Below are 17,626 nucleotides of genomic sequence, written 5' to 3'. Positions count from 1 at the left end.
CTTTTTAATAGTAAATCGTAAAATCGTAAATATATCATGTTAGAAATAAAAGACCTGCATGCCAGCATTAATGGCAAAGAGATATTGAAAGGTATTAACCTGACGGTGAATCCCGGTGAGGTGCACGCTATTATGGGACCGAATGGTTCCGGTAAAAGTACGCTTTCCTCCGTATTGGTGGGTAATCCGGCTTTTGAGGTAACAAAAGGTTCGGTCACTTTTTATGGAAAGGATCTGTTGGAGTTGAGCCCCGAAGATCGTAGCCATGAAGGAATCTTCCTTAGTTTCCAGTATCCGGTGGAAATCCCGGGTGTGAGCATGGTGAACTTTATGCGTGCTGCTGTGAATGAGCAACGTAAATATAAAGGTCTGCCTGCACTGACCGCCAGTGAGTTTCTGAAGCTGATGCGTGAGAAACGTGCGGTGGTAGAGTTGGATAATAAACTGGCTAACCGTTCGGTGAATGAAGGCTTTTCCGGTGGTGAGAAGAAACGGAACGAGATTTTCCAGATGGCTATGCTGGAACCGCGTTTGAGCATCCTCGACGAGACAGACTCCGGTTTGGATATTGATGCGCTCCGTATTGTTGCGGAAGGAGTGAACAAGCTGAAAACTCCTGAAACAAGTACAATCGTTATTACCCACTACCAACGTTTGCTCGATTATATCAAGCCTGATATTGTGCATGTCCTTTATAAAGGTCGTATCGTAAAAACTGCCGGACCGGAACTTGCTCTGGAACTGGAAGAAAAAGGATACGATTGGATCAAGAAAGAAGTAGGAGAATGACAAATATAAAACGATGATGGTTGAACAACAATATATAGAACTTTTCTCACAGACGGAAGCGATGATCTGTAAGCATAGTGCCGAAGTGCTGAATGCGCCTCGTGCGTCAGCATTTGCCGATTTTGAGCGACTCGGATTTCCGACCCGTAAGATGGAGAAGTACAAATATACGGATGTGAGCAAGTACTTTGAACCGGATTTCGGTTTGAACTTGAATCGTTTGGCTATTCCGGTCAATCCGTATGAAGTGTTTAAGTGTGATGTGCCGAATATGAGTACCTCCTTGTATTTTGTGGTAAATGACACATTTTATAATAGAGCGCTTCCCACAGGAAATCTGCCGGAAGGTGTGATTTTCGGTAGTCTGAAAGAAGTGGCCGAGCAACACCCGGAATTGGTGAAGGAATATTACGGTCAACTGGCAGATACCTCCAAAGATGGTGTGACTGCTTTTAATACCGCTTTTGCACAAGATGGCGTTGTCTTTTATGTGCCGAAGAATGTGGTGGTGGAAAAAACAATCCAGTTGGTAAATATCCTGCGTGCAGATGTTAACTTTATGGTGAACCGTCGCGTACTGATTATCCTGGAGGATGGCGCGCAAGCCCGTTTGCTGATTTGTGACCATGCAATGGATAATGTGAACTTCCTGGCGACACAAGTTATTGAAGTATTTGCCGGTGAGAATGCGGTATTCGATATGTATGAGCTGGAAGAAACACATACAAGCACAGTTCGTATCAGTAACCTGTATGTAAAGCAAGAGGCCAACAGTAATGTATTGCTCAACGGAATGACTTTGCATAATGGTACTACCCGCAACACAACCGAAGTGTTGCTGGCAGGAGAAGGAGCCGAAATAAACCTTTGTGGTATGGCGATTGCCGATAAAAACCAGCATGTAGACAATCATACAAGTATTGACCATGCCGTACCGAACTGTACCAGCAATGAGCTGTTCAAGTATGTGCTCGACGACCAGTCGGTAGGTGCGTTTGCCGGATTGGTACTCGTGCGCCCCGATGCACAACATACGAATTCCCAACAGACTAACCGGAATCTTTGTGCTACGCGTGATGCAAGAATGTATACACAACCTCAATTGGAGATTTATGCGGATGATGTGAAATGTTCGCATGGAGCAACAGTAGGCCAGTTGGATGAAGGCGCATTATTCTACATGCGTTCGCGCGGTATTGCAGAGAAAGAAGCCCGTCTGCTGTTGATGTTCGCATTTGTCAACGAAGTGATCGATACCATTCGTTTGGAAGCGCTGAAAGATCGTTTGCATCTATTGGTAGAGAAACGTTTCCGTGGCGAGTTGAATAGATGTCAGGGTTGTGCCATTTGTAAGTAACCACTAAAAAATAATGAACGTGGATATTCAAAAGATACGTGAAGATTTTCCGATATTGAGCCGTACGGTTTACGGTAAACCTTTGGTTTATTTCGACAACGGTGCGACAACACAGAAACCCCGTCTGGTGGTTGATGCGTTGGTGGATGAATATTATTCCGTCAATGCCAATGTGCATCGCGGCGTACATTATCTTTCCCAGCAAGCTACGGAACTGCATGAAGCTTCCCGTGAAACGGTACGTGAGTTTATCAATGCCCATAGCACGAATGAAGTTGTCTTTACACGCGGAACAACAGAAAGTATCAACCTGCTTGTTTCCAGCTTCGGCGACGAGTTTATGGAAGAAGGGGATGAAGTGATTGTTTCCGTGATGGAACATCATAGCAACATCGTTCCCTGGCAACTGTTGGCTGCCCGTAAAGGAATTGCCATAAAAGTCATCCCGATGAATGATAAAGGCGAACTTCTGCTGGATGAATATGAAAAACTATTTTCCGAACGCACGAAAATAGTCAGCGTAGTTCATGTATCGAACGTACTGGGTACAGTGAATCCGGTGAAGGAGATGATCGCAACAGCTCATGCGCATGGTGTACCTTGCCTGATAGATGCTGCACAGTCTATTCCTCACATGAAAGTGGATGTACAGGAGTTGGATGCCGATTTTCTGGTATTCTCCGCCCATAAGATATATGGTCCGACAGGTGTCGGAGTACTTTATGGAAAAGAAGAATGGTTAGATCGCCTTCCACCTTATCAGGGAGGAGGAGAGATGATTCAGCATGTCTCTTTCGAGAAGACCACTTTTAATGAACTTCCTTTCAAGTTTGAAGCCGGTACGCCCGACTATATCGGAACTACCGGACTGGCAAAAGCCCTTGATTATGTGAACGGACATGGCATTGAACAGATAGCCGCCCATGAGCATGAACTGACAACTTACGCTTTGCAACGTCTGAAAGAAATCCCCCATATACGTATATTCGGTGAAGCAGCCGAACGGGGAGCGGTCATTTCTTTCCTGGTGGGAGATATCCATCATTTCGACCTCGGCACGTTGCTGGATCGTCTAGGTATTGCCGTGAGAACAGGGCATCATTGTGCACAACCTCTCATGCAACGTCTTGGCATAGAAGGAACTGTACGTGCTTCGTTTGCCATGTACAATACCAAATCGGAAATAGACACTTTGGTGGCAGGAATTGAACGTGTCAGCAAGATGTTTTAAAGATATGAGCTGCTATTCCTGTGGAGTAGCGGCTTTTTTTATTCTTTAACTAAAAAAAGAGGGCCTCGAGTGCAGTGATTTGAGCTTTCGTGCGTCTAATAGGTAAAGAAACAAAATGTTCATTGAATATCAGGAGGGTCGTGAGACCATGCTTATATTATATAAATTCTCTCTCTTTAACATTAATGCAGCTATATCGTAAAAAGTTACGGTGTAGCTGCAACTTTTTTAGAGACTTCCTCCGTCTAATAGAATAGTTGTAACCATTGAAACAGCTGTTGCGATTGAAGATGAATTGAATATTATTGTATGTAAAAAGAAAGGGGAAACGCTGATAACAGCGAATCCCCCTTTTTTATCGATTATTTCCTTCCTTTTTATTCAGCAGTCAGCTCAATTACGCGGCTGAAAGCCTGATTTGTTGTGAAAGCATTGATTCCCACTTTCATCAGATAATCTCCTGAATAAGTTTTCTCATTGGCAGCCAGATTCGATTTGGAATTCGGCATCAGGTTGATTTCTTTCACCTTATACATTTTCTTCGCATCCAGTCCCTGAAGTTTTACCGGGAGCAGTTTCTCACCGAAACGTGGGTGGATATCGTAGGTATAAAGCACAGCTTTGTTCTTATCCGGTGAGGCATACATGAGAGACATGTGATTGCCATCGTAGGGAGAAACCAATCTGTATTGATCGCCGTCCAGAATCACTTTTTTCAGACGCGTCCAGTTGGCAACTGCATTCTGGCAGTAAGTCTGTTCGTCTGCATTCAGTTCCTTCAGTCCAAGGTCAAAGCCCAGTTTGCACATACTTGCCACATCCGTACGGAACTTCACGCTTGTGTTCTTGTTCCAGCTGGTTACGTGTGCACACATGGCTTTTGCCGGGAAGATTTGTGAGAATCCCCACTGGATAAACAGACGTTCTATCGGGTCTGTGTTGTCGCTGCACCAGAATTCTGTGTAATATTTCAGAGCTTCGTAGTCGCAACGGGCGCCACCGCCGGAGCAGAGCATCATTGGCACGTTTGGATATTTGTCTTTGATACGTTTCAATACATTGTATATACCACGTACATGGTCGATATAAAGCTGTCCCTGTTTATTTTTTAAATATGGAGAATAAACATTTGTAATTGGAGAGTTACAGTCCCATTTAAAGAAAGCCACTTCCGGATTCTCTGTCAGGATCTTATCCACTACACCATATACAAAGTCCTGTACTTTCGGATTGCTAAGATCGAGTACCAGCTGATTACGGTAATAATATGTTTCGCGGTTAGGCAGTTGGATAGCCCAGTCGGGATGTTTTTCGAACAACTCACTTTTAGGGTTAACCATTTCCGGTTCAATCCAGATACCAAATTTCACTCCGGCTTCTTTGGCAGACTGTACAAGGGCAGGAATACCGCCCGGCAGTTTGGATCTCATCACTTCCCAGTCACCCAGTCCGGCATTGTCACTGTTGCGTGGGTGCTTGTTGCCAAACCAGCCGTCATCCAGCAGGAACATATCTACACCAAGATGTTTAGCTTCCTTCATCAGTTCGGCAAGCAGTTCCTCATTGAATTTGAAGTAAGTATTTTCCCAGTTGTTTAATAAAGTCATACGGTCGCCTTGTCCGTCTTTCAGCTGATAGTTGCGTGCCCATGCGTGAAGGTTGCGGCTGGCTTCGCCCGTACCGTTGTTGCTGAAAGTAAAGATGAATTCAGGAGTTGTAAACACTTCATTCGGCTTCAGTTCATAATCAGATGCATAAGGATTGATGGCGGGGATTACACGGAGGTTACCTACGTTGTCCACTTCGAAAGTGAACTGGAAGTTTCCTGTCCATCCGATAGTACCTAGCATGGCACGTCCCTGCGCTTCCTGTGCCGGTTGTTCAAAACCAAGCTCAAAGAACGGGTGGGTGTGCATGGCAGCACGGCTTCCCAGTTTGGTGTCGATCACCTTTTTACCGAACAACAGAGGTTGTGTGCTCATTTGTGCTTCTTTTGCCCAATCGCTACTGAATTCTGTCAGGTAATATTCGTTTCCGGAGAAATAAAGCATGGTGGAAGCATAACGCCATAAGGTCACAGGCTTCTTTTCAGCATGTTTGATTTCGCTCCACGTCTTGATGACGTTTTCTTTCGGATAAGCGATGTAATGCAGTGTGACTTCTACCGGATACTGATTATCTTTTAGTTGAATAATCGTTTCCGTTCCGCCCGCCACTGCCTTCTGCTCGGAGGATATATAGCGGAGAATCGTACTCGGGTTCCCGTCATTGTGCGTGATAGCTACAGCCGGTTCAAAATAATCTTCGGCGCCGGAGCCCGGATATACTTCCCATCCGCGGGTGGATACGCTACCGTCACTTCCTCCTTTTACGTAAGGAGAAAAGTTGTTGATGTCTTTCTCGTTCAGTAACTTATCGCCCAGATAAGCCTGATAGAGTCGTCCGTTAGGAGCTACTTGGAGAATTAAGTCTGTGTTGTCCGTTGCGATGCGGATAACGTTCTTTTCCTGGGCGTCCACTTGCGCCAGGGTAAACAATGCCATAAGTAATACGAAAAGTTTCTTCATGGTTTTTTAATAATTAATTAGGTATTAGTTAGTTTGTGGGCATAGAATGCCGCAAAGATAATTATAATTCGTCAGGAATGAACTAGAATTTAATGCTTGCGCTAAATTCTACGGTAAATGGGCGTAAATAATTTCCACTCATATAGTTGCCGGCATACTGGGCAGCTTCTTCTTTGGTAATCAGTTCCGAACCGTTGATGGTTCCGCTGGCCCCCTTCTGATTCAGGAAGTTGATGACTGTTGCCCCTAAAGAAAGATGCTTGTTTACATTCCAGTTGATCCCCCCGAAAGTTTCCCAGCGACCGTTGAAATAGAGGGCTTCCTGGAGATTGGCGTAAGTCTTGCCGAAATAGCGGAAACTAAGCCAAAGGCGTAAGTCCTTCGTGATATTATAGCTTGGGTCGAGTTCGACAAGAATCTGCGGAATCTCTTTTACAATCATCCCATTGGCGTTGACAGACATTTCCGAACCATCGTTGAATGTGACGCTTGCGTTATAGTTCTTGTAAACAGGTTTCTGATACGTGAACAGAGCGTGCAGGTGAAAACCTTTGAACGGGTCGATTTCGGCAGATGTGGTCCATCCCAGTGTTTTGATATTATAAATAAGCAATACGGTCTTTCCTTCTTCCGTTCCCGGTTTCGTCAGGTTTTGCTGGTCAATATTATTAGATTTAGAGATATAGGTAACCATAGAGGTGAGGTTGATCCACTTGTTCTTGTAGAACAAACCGCCACGGATTAACGGTATGGTGACACGTTTGTATTGCTCTTCCGTAGGACCTGTTCCGGCATATTCGTTGATACGTGGGAAGCGGGTGGCTACTGTTCCGTCGGCAGTCAGGCCGAATTGCCCGGTTACGTTGTAAGCGGCGCGGAGCGTGGCGGCATAGTTCAGTTTATCCTTTACCACTTTGGCGGGATGAATGCTGCGTTGTGTGGCAATGATATTTCCTGTTTCTTCCTCTTTGCTATAAGTGGTAAAGTCGCCGATGCGGAAACCCGGGAAACGGGAAGCGGATATTTGATCGGCACTCATCCGGTAATATTCCAGGCGTCCGCCATAATAGATATTGAATTGGGGAGTTACTTGCCAGTTGTCTGTAAAGTAAAGGGCGAGTTTATTTTCATATCCCTTTGTATATTCGGGACTAAGTTCGTTGTACCCGTATGTCTGTACGCGCTGACCGGTCAGGGTGGGGTCCAGGGAACTTGTAGTTGTGGAAGTCAGCAACTGTGGATAGTTCTGTACGGTGGCCATCCATTGCAGAGAAGAGGAATAATAATCAAGATGGTAATACCATTCGTTCACTCCCAGACGCAGATCATGGTTGCCAAAGGTCTTGTTTAGCTCGGAAGTGATTAGGAAGTTTTTCACTTTGCCTACGTGCAACCAGGTGCGGTGACCTTCTGCCAGTCCCTCATACGGATCACCGTTTGATAACGTAAAACCATCGTTGGCGGTTACTTCGCTGATGGTGCTGCCTCCGAAGTCGACATAGTTGGCACGTGGAGCATCCATATATTTCAGATTGAATTTCCATAGCAGATCGTTCCTGAAACGATAATCGGAGATCAATGCAATCTCATTGGCACGGTTTTCAGAACCATTGCCCAAGTTCCATGTTTTCATCTTTCCGTCTCTTACGTCCATGTATGGGAAAGAACCGTTCTGCGGAACATAAGAATTTGTTCCCAGTTTGAAACCGTCTATCTCTTTGACCGAGCCGTCGCCGACATAGATAAAAGGAGCTGCATTGGCATAGCTGGCCGGATTTTCACTGCGGGAGTGTTTGTAGAGCAAAGATATTTTGCCGCGTCCGTTGTTGAAGAGACGGGTCAGGCCGGCATGATAAATCTCTGTGCGGTCTGCATAGTTCGTAAATTCCAGGTCGAAACTTCCCGGGTCGAAGTTCTGGTAAATGCTTGCCGTGTAAAGCCATTGGTCATTGATGGCTCCTGAAACATTGAAGTCGAAGTTCTGCATACCGAAATGATTGGTGCGGTAGTTTAATATACCTTGGAAATCCTTTTGTCCCAGTTTGCTGAATGAGTTGACGGAGTAAGCAATATTACCGGTCGTGATGGCCGATTCGGAAGGAGATAAAAGTCCTACTTCTCCCAGGCTGCTGTCGCTACGCCAATGAGCGGCAAGTTTGTGAACGGTAGAGGAATATACGGCAGGAAGTCCATTCTCATAGACATTAACGTCCTCGCTGGGAAGTCCGATTTGAATTTCGCGGGGTTTGTTGGCGTCAGAAGCATTCAGCATCACATTGCGTTCGCCTTCTTCTGATTCTTTTTTAGTAGAGTTGGCAGGAATCGTATCCTGCTTCATTTCGGTTCGGTTCGTCTTTTTCTTGTTCACCTGAATGTTCGCTGCATTCCCGTTGGAAGGAATCAGTTGCAACAGGGTTGCTAGAGTAAGGCAACTAAAGGTTACTTTTTTCATCACTTGTATTCATTTAAAGATTTGGAAGTTCACATCGGTTGTGTCATTTTGACGAAGGCAAAGATAGGAGGAGGAGAAACAAGTGGCTATACTCTTTTTTGTCAAGATGTGCAAGAGATGTTTCAAGTGTGCGATAGCCCTTTGCAGTGCGACATTTATTGCCATCCGTGCAACAAATGTTTCATCCTTCCTATGCATTTAGCGTAAAAAAAACTATATTTGTCGCTATCTAATATCTGTGTATGAAAAGGAAATTGCTGCTTTTTCTCCTTTCTATTTGTTTTTTCCTTCCGGATTTTGCCGCGACGGGACAGTATAACTTTATCCGTGTAGATGGAGGAAGCGGTCTTTCGAACAGTCATGTCAAGTCCATTATTCAAGATAGTTACGGTTTTATCTGGCTGGGTACGCGCAACGGTCTTAATCGTTATGACGGCGTGTCGATGAAGCTTTATAACTGCTATGACGAAACTTTGCAGCATGGCAATCAGGTCATATCCGCTCTTTTTGAGGATAATCACCGTCAATTATGGGTAGGTACGGATGATGGTGTTTATATTCAGGAGCTTGCTACTGGGAAGTTTTCGTTCTTTGATGCCCGCACAGAGAGCGGAGAGCAAATCAGATACAACTGGATTGAAGATATTCTGGCAGATCATTCAGGAAATATCTGGGTGAATGCACCGAATCAGGGAGTTTTCCGCTATCAGGTGGAGACGGGTAAACTGTTCCGCTATATTCCCTGTCCCAGTAAGGATAAAAGCAAGGACTTTCCGCAGTCTATCTGTGTAGATAAAGAAGGTACGGTCTGGGTGGGTACGTATGGAGCGGGAATTTACCGTTACAGTCCGGAGCAGGATAAGTTTGTGCCCTATGCAACAGAAGCCCTTAAAGGGGATTTCATCTTTACTCTGTGCGATTATGGCGATGAACTGATTGTCGGAGTGCATGAAGAGGAACTGAAACGGTTCAATAAAAAGACTGGAGAAGTGAGTATATTCCCTGCGCCCAAAGTACATCGAAAAATTATCCGCTACGCTGTTTGCTTCGGAGACGAGCTGTGGGTGGGTACGCAGAATGGCGTTTATGTGATTAATGAGAAACACAACAGTGTGCAACATATTCCTGCCGATGCCGGAGGGAAGTATGGGCTTGGAGATGCTATCGTCGATAAGATTTATCGTGATCGTGAAGGGGGAACCTGGATCTGTACGCAATTTGGAGGAGCCAGCTATCTGCCTGTACGTACGCTCGATTTTTCGGTTTATCTTCCGGGAGCGCCCGGTACAGTCAGCGGACGACGCATCAGTGAATTGGCGGAAGGAAAAGACGGAGTGGTGTGGGTTAGTACACAGGATGGCGGTGTTTGCTACTGGAATCCGGGAACACAGACTTTCACTAAAATTCCCCAGTCGCCTGACCGTCAGAATGTATTAAGCCTGTTCGCTTCGGATGATTTGGTTGGCGCAGGTTACTTTAAAGGGGGCATCGACCTGATTGTTCCTCAAGATCAGGTTCAGACGTTCTATCCCGCACAACTTGGTATCAGTGAAGGTTCCGTGTTTGCCCTTTACCGCGATCGTGGGGGAGCAATCTGGTTGGGTGATGGCTGGAACATCTTCCGTTCGGCCGACAAAGGACAGACTTTTGAGAAAATGGAGCAATTCGGGTATGCTTATATGCGTGATATTCTCGAAGATAAATCCGGCAATATATGGGTGGCAACGATGGGTAGTGGAATATTCCGGTATCATCCGCAGACAGATCAGATGGTCAGCTATAAATGTATACCGGGGGACAGCACTTCTATCGGAACGAATGAAGTGACAGGTATTTCGGAGGATAGTAAAGGCTTTATCTGGTTTTCTACAGACCGGGGTGGATTGTTGCGTTTTAACCCCGAAACCGGAAGATTCAGGACATACACCAAAGCGGACGGGCTTCCGGACAACGTAACATATAAAGTCGTGGAAGACTGGCAACATCGTATCTGGTTCGGAACAGACCGTGGACTGGTTTGTCTTTATCCGGAAACAGACAGCCTGCAAGTTTTCAACCGAAATGACGGGTTACCTGATAACCAGTTTAACTATAAATCGGCCTTGGCTGCCTCTGATGGTACTATTTGGATGGGAACTATCAATGGGCTGGTCTCTTTTAATCCGCAAATTGTCCATCCGAATACTTTTGTGCCTCCAGTCTATATCACCGAAATGTACGTGCAGGGACGTGAAACTCCTTTCACGGCAGATGGTGTGCAACTGCCTTACCGTTCTAACGTCAGCTTTGATTTTGTAGCTTTAAGTTATACCTCACCGGGTGCAAATCGCTATGCCTACAAAATGGAAGGGATAGATAATGACTGGAATTATACATCTGATGTGCATACAGCGTCTTATGCCCAGCTCCCGCCGGGAGACTACCTGTTCCGTGTGCGGGGCAGTAATAATAATGGTGTCTGGAATCAGGAAGAAGCTACTTTATCAGTGCGTATTCTTCCACCTTGGTGGCGTACAGTGTGGGCTTACCTTATCTATATCATTGTAGTGTCCGGCAGCTTTGTCTTGACTCTTCGCGCCTATCGCCGCCGGGAAGTACAAAAGATCCGTGAGCAGCAATTATTGGCAGAACTGGCGCGTGAGCGTGAATCCCATCGTACGCATGAGATGTTTATTAATCAGATCACTTACGGAGCTTGTACTCCGCAAGGGGGTGCGATGTCACGGGCTGATGAACAACTGATGTCCCAACTGATAGCCAAAGTGCGTGAGAATCTTTCCGACGCCAATTATAATGTAGAAGCATTGGCTGCAGCCATGAATATGTCCCGCTCCAGCCTGCATCGTAAGATTAAGGCGCTGACCGATCTTTCTTCACTCGACTTTATCCGTATCATCCGATTAAAACGTGCGGCAGAACTATTGCAGGAGGGAGAATTGCGCATCAACGAAATCTCTGACAGAGTAGGTTTCCAGTCGCCTTCTTACTTCGCAAAGATATTTCAGAAGCAATTCGGAGTTACTCCTACAGAGTTTGCCCAACAAAATAAGCAGAGAATGGCAGAGGGTTAGTAACTATGGGCTATTATTCGTTATTTTATCATGGGGTGGTGAACAGGTTTTAGCTCCTTTCGGTACTGGAATGAACTAATCTTAGTTCTTCTAAGATTTAATTGGTAATATGCGATGATTTAATATTCATCATATATAGATTTATTCGTCTGACAGTTGTTGAACTTTCGTCTGGCAATTGTTGTTCTTTCGTCTGACAATTGTCAGACGAAAAAGAAACAGCTGTCAGACGAATAAATTCATGTATCATTAGCCATAACCCCATTAGGTATCAAAAATAAATCTGCACAAGCTCGAAATTAGTTCATTTCCGTATAGAAATGAGGGAATGAAGTAAATAACTACAGTGTGCCCATTTTGTTTAAAGAGATTAAAAGATAGAATAATTCAGCTTTATAAATTCTTTCTTTTTTACTTGCTTATTTCATTTGATTTCCATACTTTTAGCCTCCGTAAACCCTTTAAAAATTGATCCTATGGACAACATTCTTTTCTGGCTGGTTCCAGTCGCTTCCGTGTTAGCCCTCTGCTTTGCTTATTACTTTCATAAGCAAATGATGAAAGAGAGCGAAGGTACACCCCAAATGATAAAGATAGCTGCTGCTGTGCGCAAAGGAGCTATGTCTTATCTGAAACAGCAATACAAAATAGTAGGTTGGGTATTCTTGGGATTGGTTATTTTGTTTTCAATTATGGCCTATGGCTTTCATGTACAGAACGCATGGGTTCCCATTGCTTTTCTTACAGGCGGATTTTTCTCCGGGCTTTCCGGATTTTTAGGGATGAAGACGGCGACTTATGCGTCGGCTCGTACCGCTAATGCCGCCCGTAATTCTCTGAATGCAGGGTTGAGGATTGCTTTCCGAAGCGGCGCGGTGATGGGATTAGTTGTAGTTGGCCTGGGATTGCTCGATATATCTTTCTGGTATCTGTTGTTGAATGCAGTGATTCCTGCTGATGCGCTGACACCTACTCATAAACTCTGTGTGATTACTACTACCATGCTGACTTTCGGTATGGGTGCTTCTACGCAAGCACTCTTTGCCCGTGTAGGTGGTGGTATCTATACGAAGGCAGCCGATGTTGGAGCCGACTTGGTAGGTAAAGTAGAAGCCGGAATTCCGGAAGATGACCCTCGTAATCCTGCTACTATTGCTGATAATGTAGGTGACAATGTAGGTGACGTGGCCGGTATGGGAGCCGATTTATATGAATCTTACTGTGGCTCGATTCTGGCAACAGCTGCACTGGGTGCTGCTGCTTTTATCCATTCGGCAGATACAGTGATGCAATTCAAGGCAGTTATTGCTCCGATGTTGATTGCAGCTGTTGGTATTATCCTTTCTATTATAGGGATATTCGCTGTCCGTACTAAAGAGAATGCGACCATGAAAGACTTGCTCGGTTCATTGGCTTTCGGTACGAACCTTAGTTCCGTGCTTATTGTTGCAGCTACATTCTTAATCCTGTGGCTCTTGCAACTAGATAACTGGATTTGGATTTCTTGTGCCGTAGTAGTCGGACTGGTAGTAGGTATTATCATCGGACGTTCTACGGAATATTATACTTCTCAATCTTATCGTCCTACCCAGAAACTAAGTGAAAGCGGTAAGACTGGTCCTGCTACCGTCATTATTTCCGGTATTGGTTTGGGTATGCTTTCTACAGCTATTCCTGTAGTTGCAGTAGTGATTGGTATCATTGCCTCCTATCTGTTGGCTTCCGCAGGTGATTTCGGTAATGTAGGCATGGGATTGTATGGCATCGGTATTGCAGCTGTTGGTATGCTTTCTACCTTAGGTATCACATTGGCAACGGATGCTTACGGTCCGATTGCGGATAATGCGGGAGGTAATGCGGAAATGTCCGGTCTGGGTGCTGAAGTTCGCAAACGTACTGATGCGCTCGATTCATTGGGTAACACAACTGCCGCCACGGGAAAAGGTTTTGCAATCGGTTCCGCTGCGCTGACAGGTCTGGCTTTGCTGGCTTCTTATATTGAAGAAATCCGAATCGGTCTGACACGTCTTGGTAATGTAGATCTGACTTTTGCAGATGGAAGTTCTATCAACGTAGCAAATGCCACTTTTATCGACTTCATGGATTATTACGAAGTACACTTGATGAATCCAAAAGTACTTTCGGGCATGTTCCTCGGTTCAATGATGGCTTTCCTGTTTTGTGGTTTGACAATGAATGCAGTAGGACGTGCGGCAGGTCACATGGTTGACGAAGTGCGTCGCCAGTTCCGTGACATAAAGGGTATTCTGACTGGAGAAGCCGAGCCGGATTACGAACGTTGTGTTGAAATATCGACAAAGGGTGCGCAGCGTGAGATGGTTATTCCTTCCTTGATTGCTATTATTGCTCCGATTCTTACAGGATTTATCTTTGGCGTTCCCGGCGTACTCGGCCTACTGATTGGTGGTTTGAGCAGTGGTTTCGTATTAGCTATCTTTATGGCTAACGCCGGAGGTGCATGGGATAACGCAAAGAAATATGTGGAAGAAGGTAACTTTGGTGGAAAAGGCGGTGAAGTGCATAAAGCAACCGTAGTAGGAGATACAGTAGGTGATCCGTTTAAAGATACCTCCGGTCCGAGTTTGAATATTTTGATAAAACTTATGAGTATGGTGGCCATTGTGATGGCAGGACTTACTGTGGCCTGGAGTTTATTCTAAAAAAGCAGAAGGGAAAGTAAGAAAAAGGAGACAATACAAGTCTCCTTTTTTAATTTGAATTACCTTTGTATCAAAATAGAAGCGATAAATATGTTATTACCTTATTTGAACGAGAATCTGATTGAAGCCGGATGTGATGAGGCCGGTCGTGGATGTTTGGCGGGAGCGGTTTATGCTGCTGCAGTTATTCTTCCGAAAGATTTTAAAAATGAACTGTTGAATGATTCCAAACAACTGACGGAAAAGCAACGTTATGCATTACGCGAGGTAATAGAGAAAGAAGCGATTGCTTGGGCGGTTGGCATTGTGTCACCGGAAGAAATTGATGAAATAAATATCCTGCGGGCTTCTTTTCTGGCGATGCATCGTGCAGTGGATCAGTTGACCACCCGTCCCCAACATTTACTGATCGATGGTAATCGTTTCACTAAATACCCCGGTGTTCCCCATACTACAGTAGTGAAAGGAGACGGGAAATATCTTTCGATAGCAGCAGCTTCAATTTTAGCCAAAACATATCGAGACGATTATATGAACCGTCTTCACGAAGAATTTCCATATTATGACTGGGACCACAATAAAGGTTATCCAACTAAAAAACATCGTGCCGCCATTGCCGAACGTGGCACTACTCCTTACCATCGCATGACGTTCAATCTGTTGGGAGATGGCCAGTTGACTTTGAGCTTCTAAAGTCGCTTTGTTTCATTTTACACACATTTTCTACATTTTTTTGCAGAATAAGCACGATTTTGTTACGGATAACCGTGAAATTGTTCCGTTTAGGCTAAAAAAGTGTTGCCTAGTGCTTTTATTTGTTATTGAAATGCTATATCTTTGCGAACAATAATAAGAATTAAAAAGTTTAAAATCATGGCAACGAACAAGCTATTATGGTCTTCTAAGCTCATTGGGGTATTTTTTATTATGTTGGTTTGCACTCTTTCTGCAAATGCACAGTTTTTACGTACTTCCTATTTCATGGAAGGTACTCACTATCGTCAACAACTGAATCCGGCTTTAACACCGACTAAAGGTTACTTTAACCTTTCAGTGATCGGTGCTGTTAATGCAACGGTTGGTTCTACTTCGTTAGGCTATCAGGATATCATTGATATTATTGATGATGGCGATGATTTCTACACCAAACCGGATTTCATGAATCGTCTGAAAGATAATAATAAATTTGAATGTGAACTTCAGTACAGAAATTCTTTCTGCAGGATGGTATAAAGGAAAAAACTTTTGGTCATTCAATATCGGTCTTCGTACAGATATCGGTGCTAACCTGACAAAGAATATGTTTACCTTCTTGAATGAGATGGAAACAGTTGAAGAAAACTGGAGAAATAGTAACTATGATATTAGTGGTCAGCAATTGAACATTAATGCTTATACTGAAATTGGTTTAGGACTTTCACGTCAGATTAATAGCCGTTTGACAGTTGGTGCTAGAGTGAAAGCTTTATTGGGTATTGGTAACATGGAGTTGAAACTTAATAGAGTTGCAATGAGCGCTAATTTACCTAGTGATCAACAAATAAATCAGTGGTCAAGTGAGAGCTATTGGAATTCTATGACCCCTTCACAGGCAGCACAGGCAGCACAAGAATTAAAGGATAAGTTTAATAACTATCATGCAAACTTGACTGTTGGTGCCGAACTGAAAAGTTCTTTCAAAGGCTTGGAATTGCAAGAAGAAGAGGGTAAAGATTATGTAACTGACTTTGATTTCGATAGCGGTAAATTGGGTATAGCTGGGTACGGTTTTGGTATCGATTTAGGAGCTTCTTATAAAATATTGGATAATCTGACTGTATCTGCTTCTGTTCTTGACTTAGGTTTTATCTCTTGGTCAAAATCAAGTACAAAGATTGCATCTGCTAATCCGGATCCGATTGATATTAAAGGAAGTACCTATGCAAATATGGTTGATCCGAATAATCCGAATACTGTTATGAACGCTGTAAATCAGTTGCAGAATGACGCTCAAGGATATATGGACCGTGTAACAAATGGTGATGTACTTGACTATGACATGTTGCAACTCGAAGTAAGCGATGCTAAAGAATCTCGTAAATCTCGTCTTGCTTCTACCCTAGTATTAGGTGCAGAATATGGATTCTTCAATAACAAATTAGCAGTGGGTGTATTGTCAACCACTCGTTTTGTACAGCCTGATGCTCTTACAGAATTAACATTCTCTGCAAACTACCGTCCGAAAAGCTGGTTCAATGTAGCACTTAGTTACTCAGCTATCCAGTCAGCCGGTAAATCTTTCGGTCTGGGTCTGAAATTAGGTCCTCTGTTTGTCGGAACTGACTATATGTTCTTAGGCAAGAACTCTAACTCTGTGAATGGATTCGTTGGAGTTTCTATTCCGTTGGGCGGAAGAAAAGCAAGTAAAGAAGGATAAGATATTTTAATTTCTCTCTCTAAACATTCTCTTTTAATTAATTCTCTATAGAATAAAAAACGTATAATTTACAGCTTACCGTCTTAGAATCCTCTAAAGGATCACAGATGGTAAGCTGTTTTTTGTATTAGAACCATTTTATCTTCCGGAATATCACAAACGCAAGAGTTGACAATCCGATGGAAAATAGTACGATCAAAGAGAAAGCAAAGGGTACCTCTTCCAGATGAATATCCACATTCATACCATAGAAACTGGCAATCAATGTCGGGAGCATCAGGACGATGGACAGACTTGTCATGCGTTTCATGATTGTATTCACGTTATTGGAGATAATGGAGGCAAAAGCATCCATCGTTCCCGTGAGAATGTCACTGTAAATATTCACCGTGTTAAGTGCCTGTTTCAATTCGATAATCACATCTTCCACTAGTTCAGTGTCCAGATAATCCGTATCCTGGAAAATAGTCCTTAATTTTCCTATCATTACTTCATTTCCACGGATGGAAGTATTGAAGTAGACCAATGTTTTCTGCAGTCTCATCAGCCGGAGCAGGTCCTCGTTGCGGATGCTTCGTTCCAGTTCCTTTTCTGCGGCGCTGATGTCTATGTTTATCTGCTTTAGGTATTTCAGGAACCATACGGCAGAAGAATAGATGATCCGAAAAATCAGATCCAGCTTGTTGCGTACAACAATCCCTTTTCGACGGGTATGCTCTATGAAATCCGGTAGCAAATCGGTGTTGTGATAACAGACGGACACAATAATCTCGTTATTGGTGATTATTCCAATCGGTACAGTGTCGAAGGGCAGGCTGCCGTTCTGCTTGTTCTGCACAGGGATACGAAGAATGGTCAATAACCAGTTACCTTCCGTATCCGTACGCGGACGTTCGTCCGTATCGGCTATGTCATTAAGAAATGATTCGGGTACGTTGAGAGTTTGAGTTAGAAATTCAAAGTCATCATTATTTGGGCATACTACATTTACCCAGCTGTTAGGAAGCCATTGAGCTTTTTCCACAAAGCCGGCTTCACAATAAAGATACGTTCTCATCTTAT

The 17,626-nt window shown here is 43.9% G+C and carries 9 protein-coding genes and 1 pseudogene; 7 read left to right on the top strand and 3 right to left on the bottom strand.

The window, feature by feature from the left end; all coding sequences use genetic code 11:
* The first annotated feature begins 36 nt into the window (after positions 1 to 36).
* Genes sufC through BSCG_RS13945 form a run of 3 tightly spaced genes read left to right on the top strand, consistent with a single transcriptional unit; the run spans position 37 to position 3,377 of the window.
* Entirely contained in the window at positions 37 to 789 is a 753-nt protein-coding gene (sufC, locus tag BSCG_RS13935) for a Fe-S cluster assembly ATPase SufC (protein ID WP_004298251.1), read from the top strand.
* Positions 790 to 802: 13 nt separating this feature from the next.
* Positions 803 to 2,146, top strand: coding sequence for a Fe-S cluster assembly protein SufD (gene sufD, locus BSCG_RS13940; RefSeq protein WP_008776066.1), 1,344 nt, complete (start codon positions 803 to 805; stop codon positions 2,144 to 2,146).
* Between the two features lie 19 nt (positions 2,147 to 2,165).
* Complete coding sequence (locus tag BSCG_RS13945) at positions 2,166 to 3,377, top strand: aminotransferase class V-fold PLP-dependent enzyme (RefSeq protein WP_008776065.1); 1,212 nt, start codon at positions 2,166 to 2,168, stop codon at positions 3,375 to 3,377.
* A 377-nt stretch (positions 3,378 to 3,754) separates the two neighbouring features.
* On the opposite strand, the gene BSCG_RS13950 is transcribed toward BSCG_RS13945, so the two are convergent.
* Positions 3,755 to 5,944: an alpha-galactosidase gene (locus tag BSCG_RS13950; protein ID WP_008776064.1), complete on the bottom strand. Its 2,190-nt coding sequence runs from the start codon at positions 5,942 to 5,944 to the stop codon at positions 3,755 to 3,757.
* An 82-nt stretch (positions 5,945 to 6,026) separates the two neighbouring features.
* Positions 6,027 to 8,396 carry a TonB-dependent receptor gene (locus BSCG_RS13955; RefSeq protein WP_032849529.1) on the bottom strand — a complete coding sequence of 790 codons (2,370 nt, stop codon included), beginning with the start codon at positions 8,394 to 8,396 and terminating at the stop codon, positions 6,027 to 6,029.
* A 242-nt stretch (positions 8,397 to 8,638) separates the two neighbouring features.
* Between BSCG_RS13955 and BSCG_RS13960 the strand changes: the two genes are divergently transcribed.
* The 4 genes and pseudogenes from BSCG_RS13960 (at position 8,639) to BSCG_RS13975 (ending at position 16,564) form a co-directional block, all read left to right on the top strand.
* Positions 8,639 to 11,467: a two-component regulator propeller domain-containing protein gene (locus BSCG_RS13960; protein ID WP_032849528.1), complete on the top strand. Its 2,829-nt coding sequence runs from the start codon at positions 8,639 to 8,641 to the stop codon at positions 11,465 to 11,467.
* Positions 11,468 to 11,943: 476 nt separating this feature from the next.
* Entirely contained in the window at positions 11,944 to 14,148 is a 2,205-nt protein-coding gene (locus BSCG_RS13965) for a sodium-translocating pyrophosphatase (RefSeq protein ID WP_008776060.1), read from the top strand.
* Between the two features lie 90 nt (positions 14,149 to 14,238).
* On the top strand, positions 14,239 to 14,841 hold the full coding sequence (locus BSCG_RS13970) for a ribonuclease HII (RefSeq protein WP_004298244.1): 603 nt from the start codon (positions 14,239 to 14,241) through the stop codon (positions 14,839 to 14,841).
* 180 nt (positions 14,842 to 15,021) lie between these two features.
* Positions 15,022 to 16,564 (top strand): annotated as a pseudogene (locus tag BSCG_RS13975) (DUF5723 family protein).
* Positions 16,565 to 16,691: 127 nt separating this feature from the next.
* Here BSCG_RS13975 and BSCG_RS13980 read toward each other — a convergent pair.
* The gene (locus BSCG_RS13980; protein ID WP_008776058.1) at positions 16,692 to 17,621 is read right to left on the bottom strand and encodes a magnesium transporter CorA family protein; all 930 of its coding nucleotides are present in this window, start codon (positions 17,619 to 17,621) and stop codon (positions 16,692 to 16,694) included.
* Positions 17,622 to 17,626: the final 5 nt, after the last annotated feature.

This window comes from Bacteroides sp. 2_2_4 (assembly GCF_000157055.1).
In the GTDB taxonomy this organism is placed as follows: Bacteria; Bacteroidota; Bacteroidia; order Bacteroidales; family Bacteroidaceae; genus Bacteroides; species Bacteroides ovatus.
The sequence above is the reverse complement of the archived record's forward strand: the minus strand, read 5'-3'. Positions and strand labels throughout refer to the sequence as shown.

Bases quoted from the DNA above. Each gene is read 5' to 3' on its own strand.
- sufC (WP_004298251.1), top strand. From the start codon at position 37: ATGTTAGAAATAAAAGACCTGCATGCCAGCATTAATGGCAAAGAGATA.
- BSCG_RS13980 (WP_008776058.1), bottom strand. From the start codon at position 17,621: ATGAGAACGTATCTTTATTGTGAAGCCGGCTTTGTGGAAAAAGCTCAA.
- BSCG_RS13960 (WP_032849528.1), top strand. From the start codon at position 8,639: ATGAAAAGGAAATTGCTGCTTTTTCTCCTTTCTATTTGTTTTTTCCTT.
- BSCG_RS13955 (WP_032849529.1), bottom strand. From the start codon at position 8,396: ATGAAAAAAGTAACCTTTAGTTGCCTTACTCTAGCAACCCTGTTGCAA.
- BSCG_RS13965 (WP_008776060.1), top strand. From the start codon at position 11,944: ATGGACAACATTCTTTTCTGGCTGGTTCCAGTCGCTTCCGTGTTAGCC.
- sufD (WP_008776066.1), top strand. From the start codon at position 803: ATGATGGTTGAACAACAATATATAGAACTTTTCTCACAGACGGAAGCG.
- BSCG_RS13970 (WP_004298244.1), top strand. From the start codon at position 14,239: ATGTTATTACCTTATTTGAACGAGAATCTGATTGAAGCCGGATGTGAT.
- BSCG_RS13950 (WP_008776064.1), bottom strand. From the start codon at position 5,944: ATGAAGAAACTTTTCGTATTACTTATGGCATTGTTTACCCTGGCGCAA.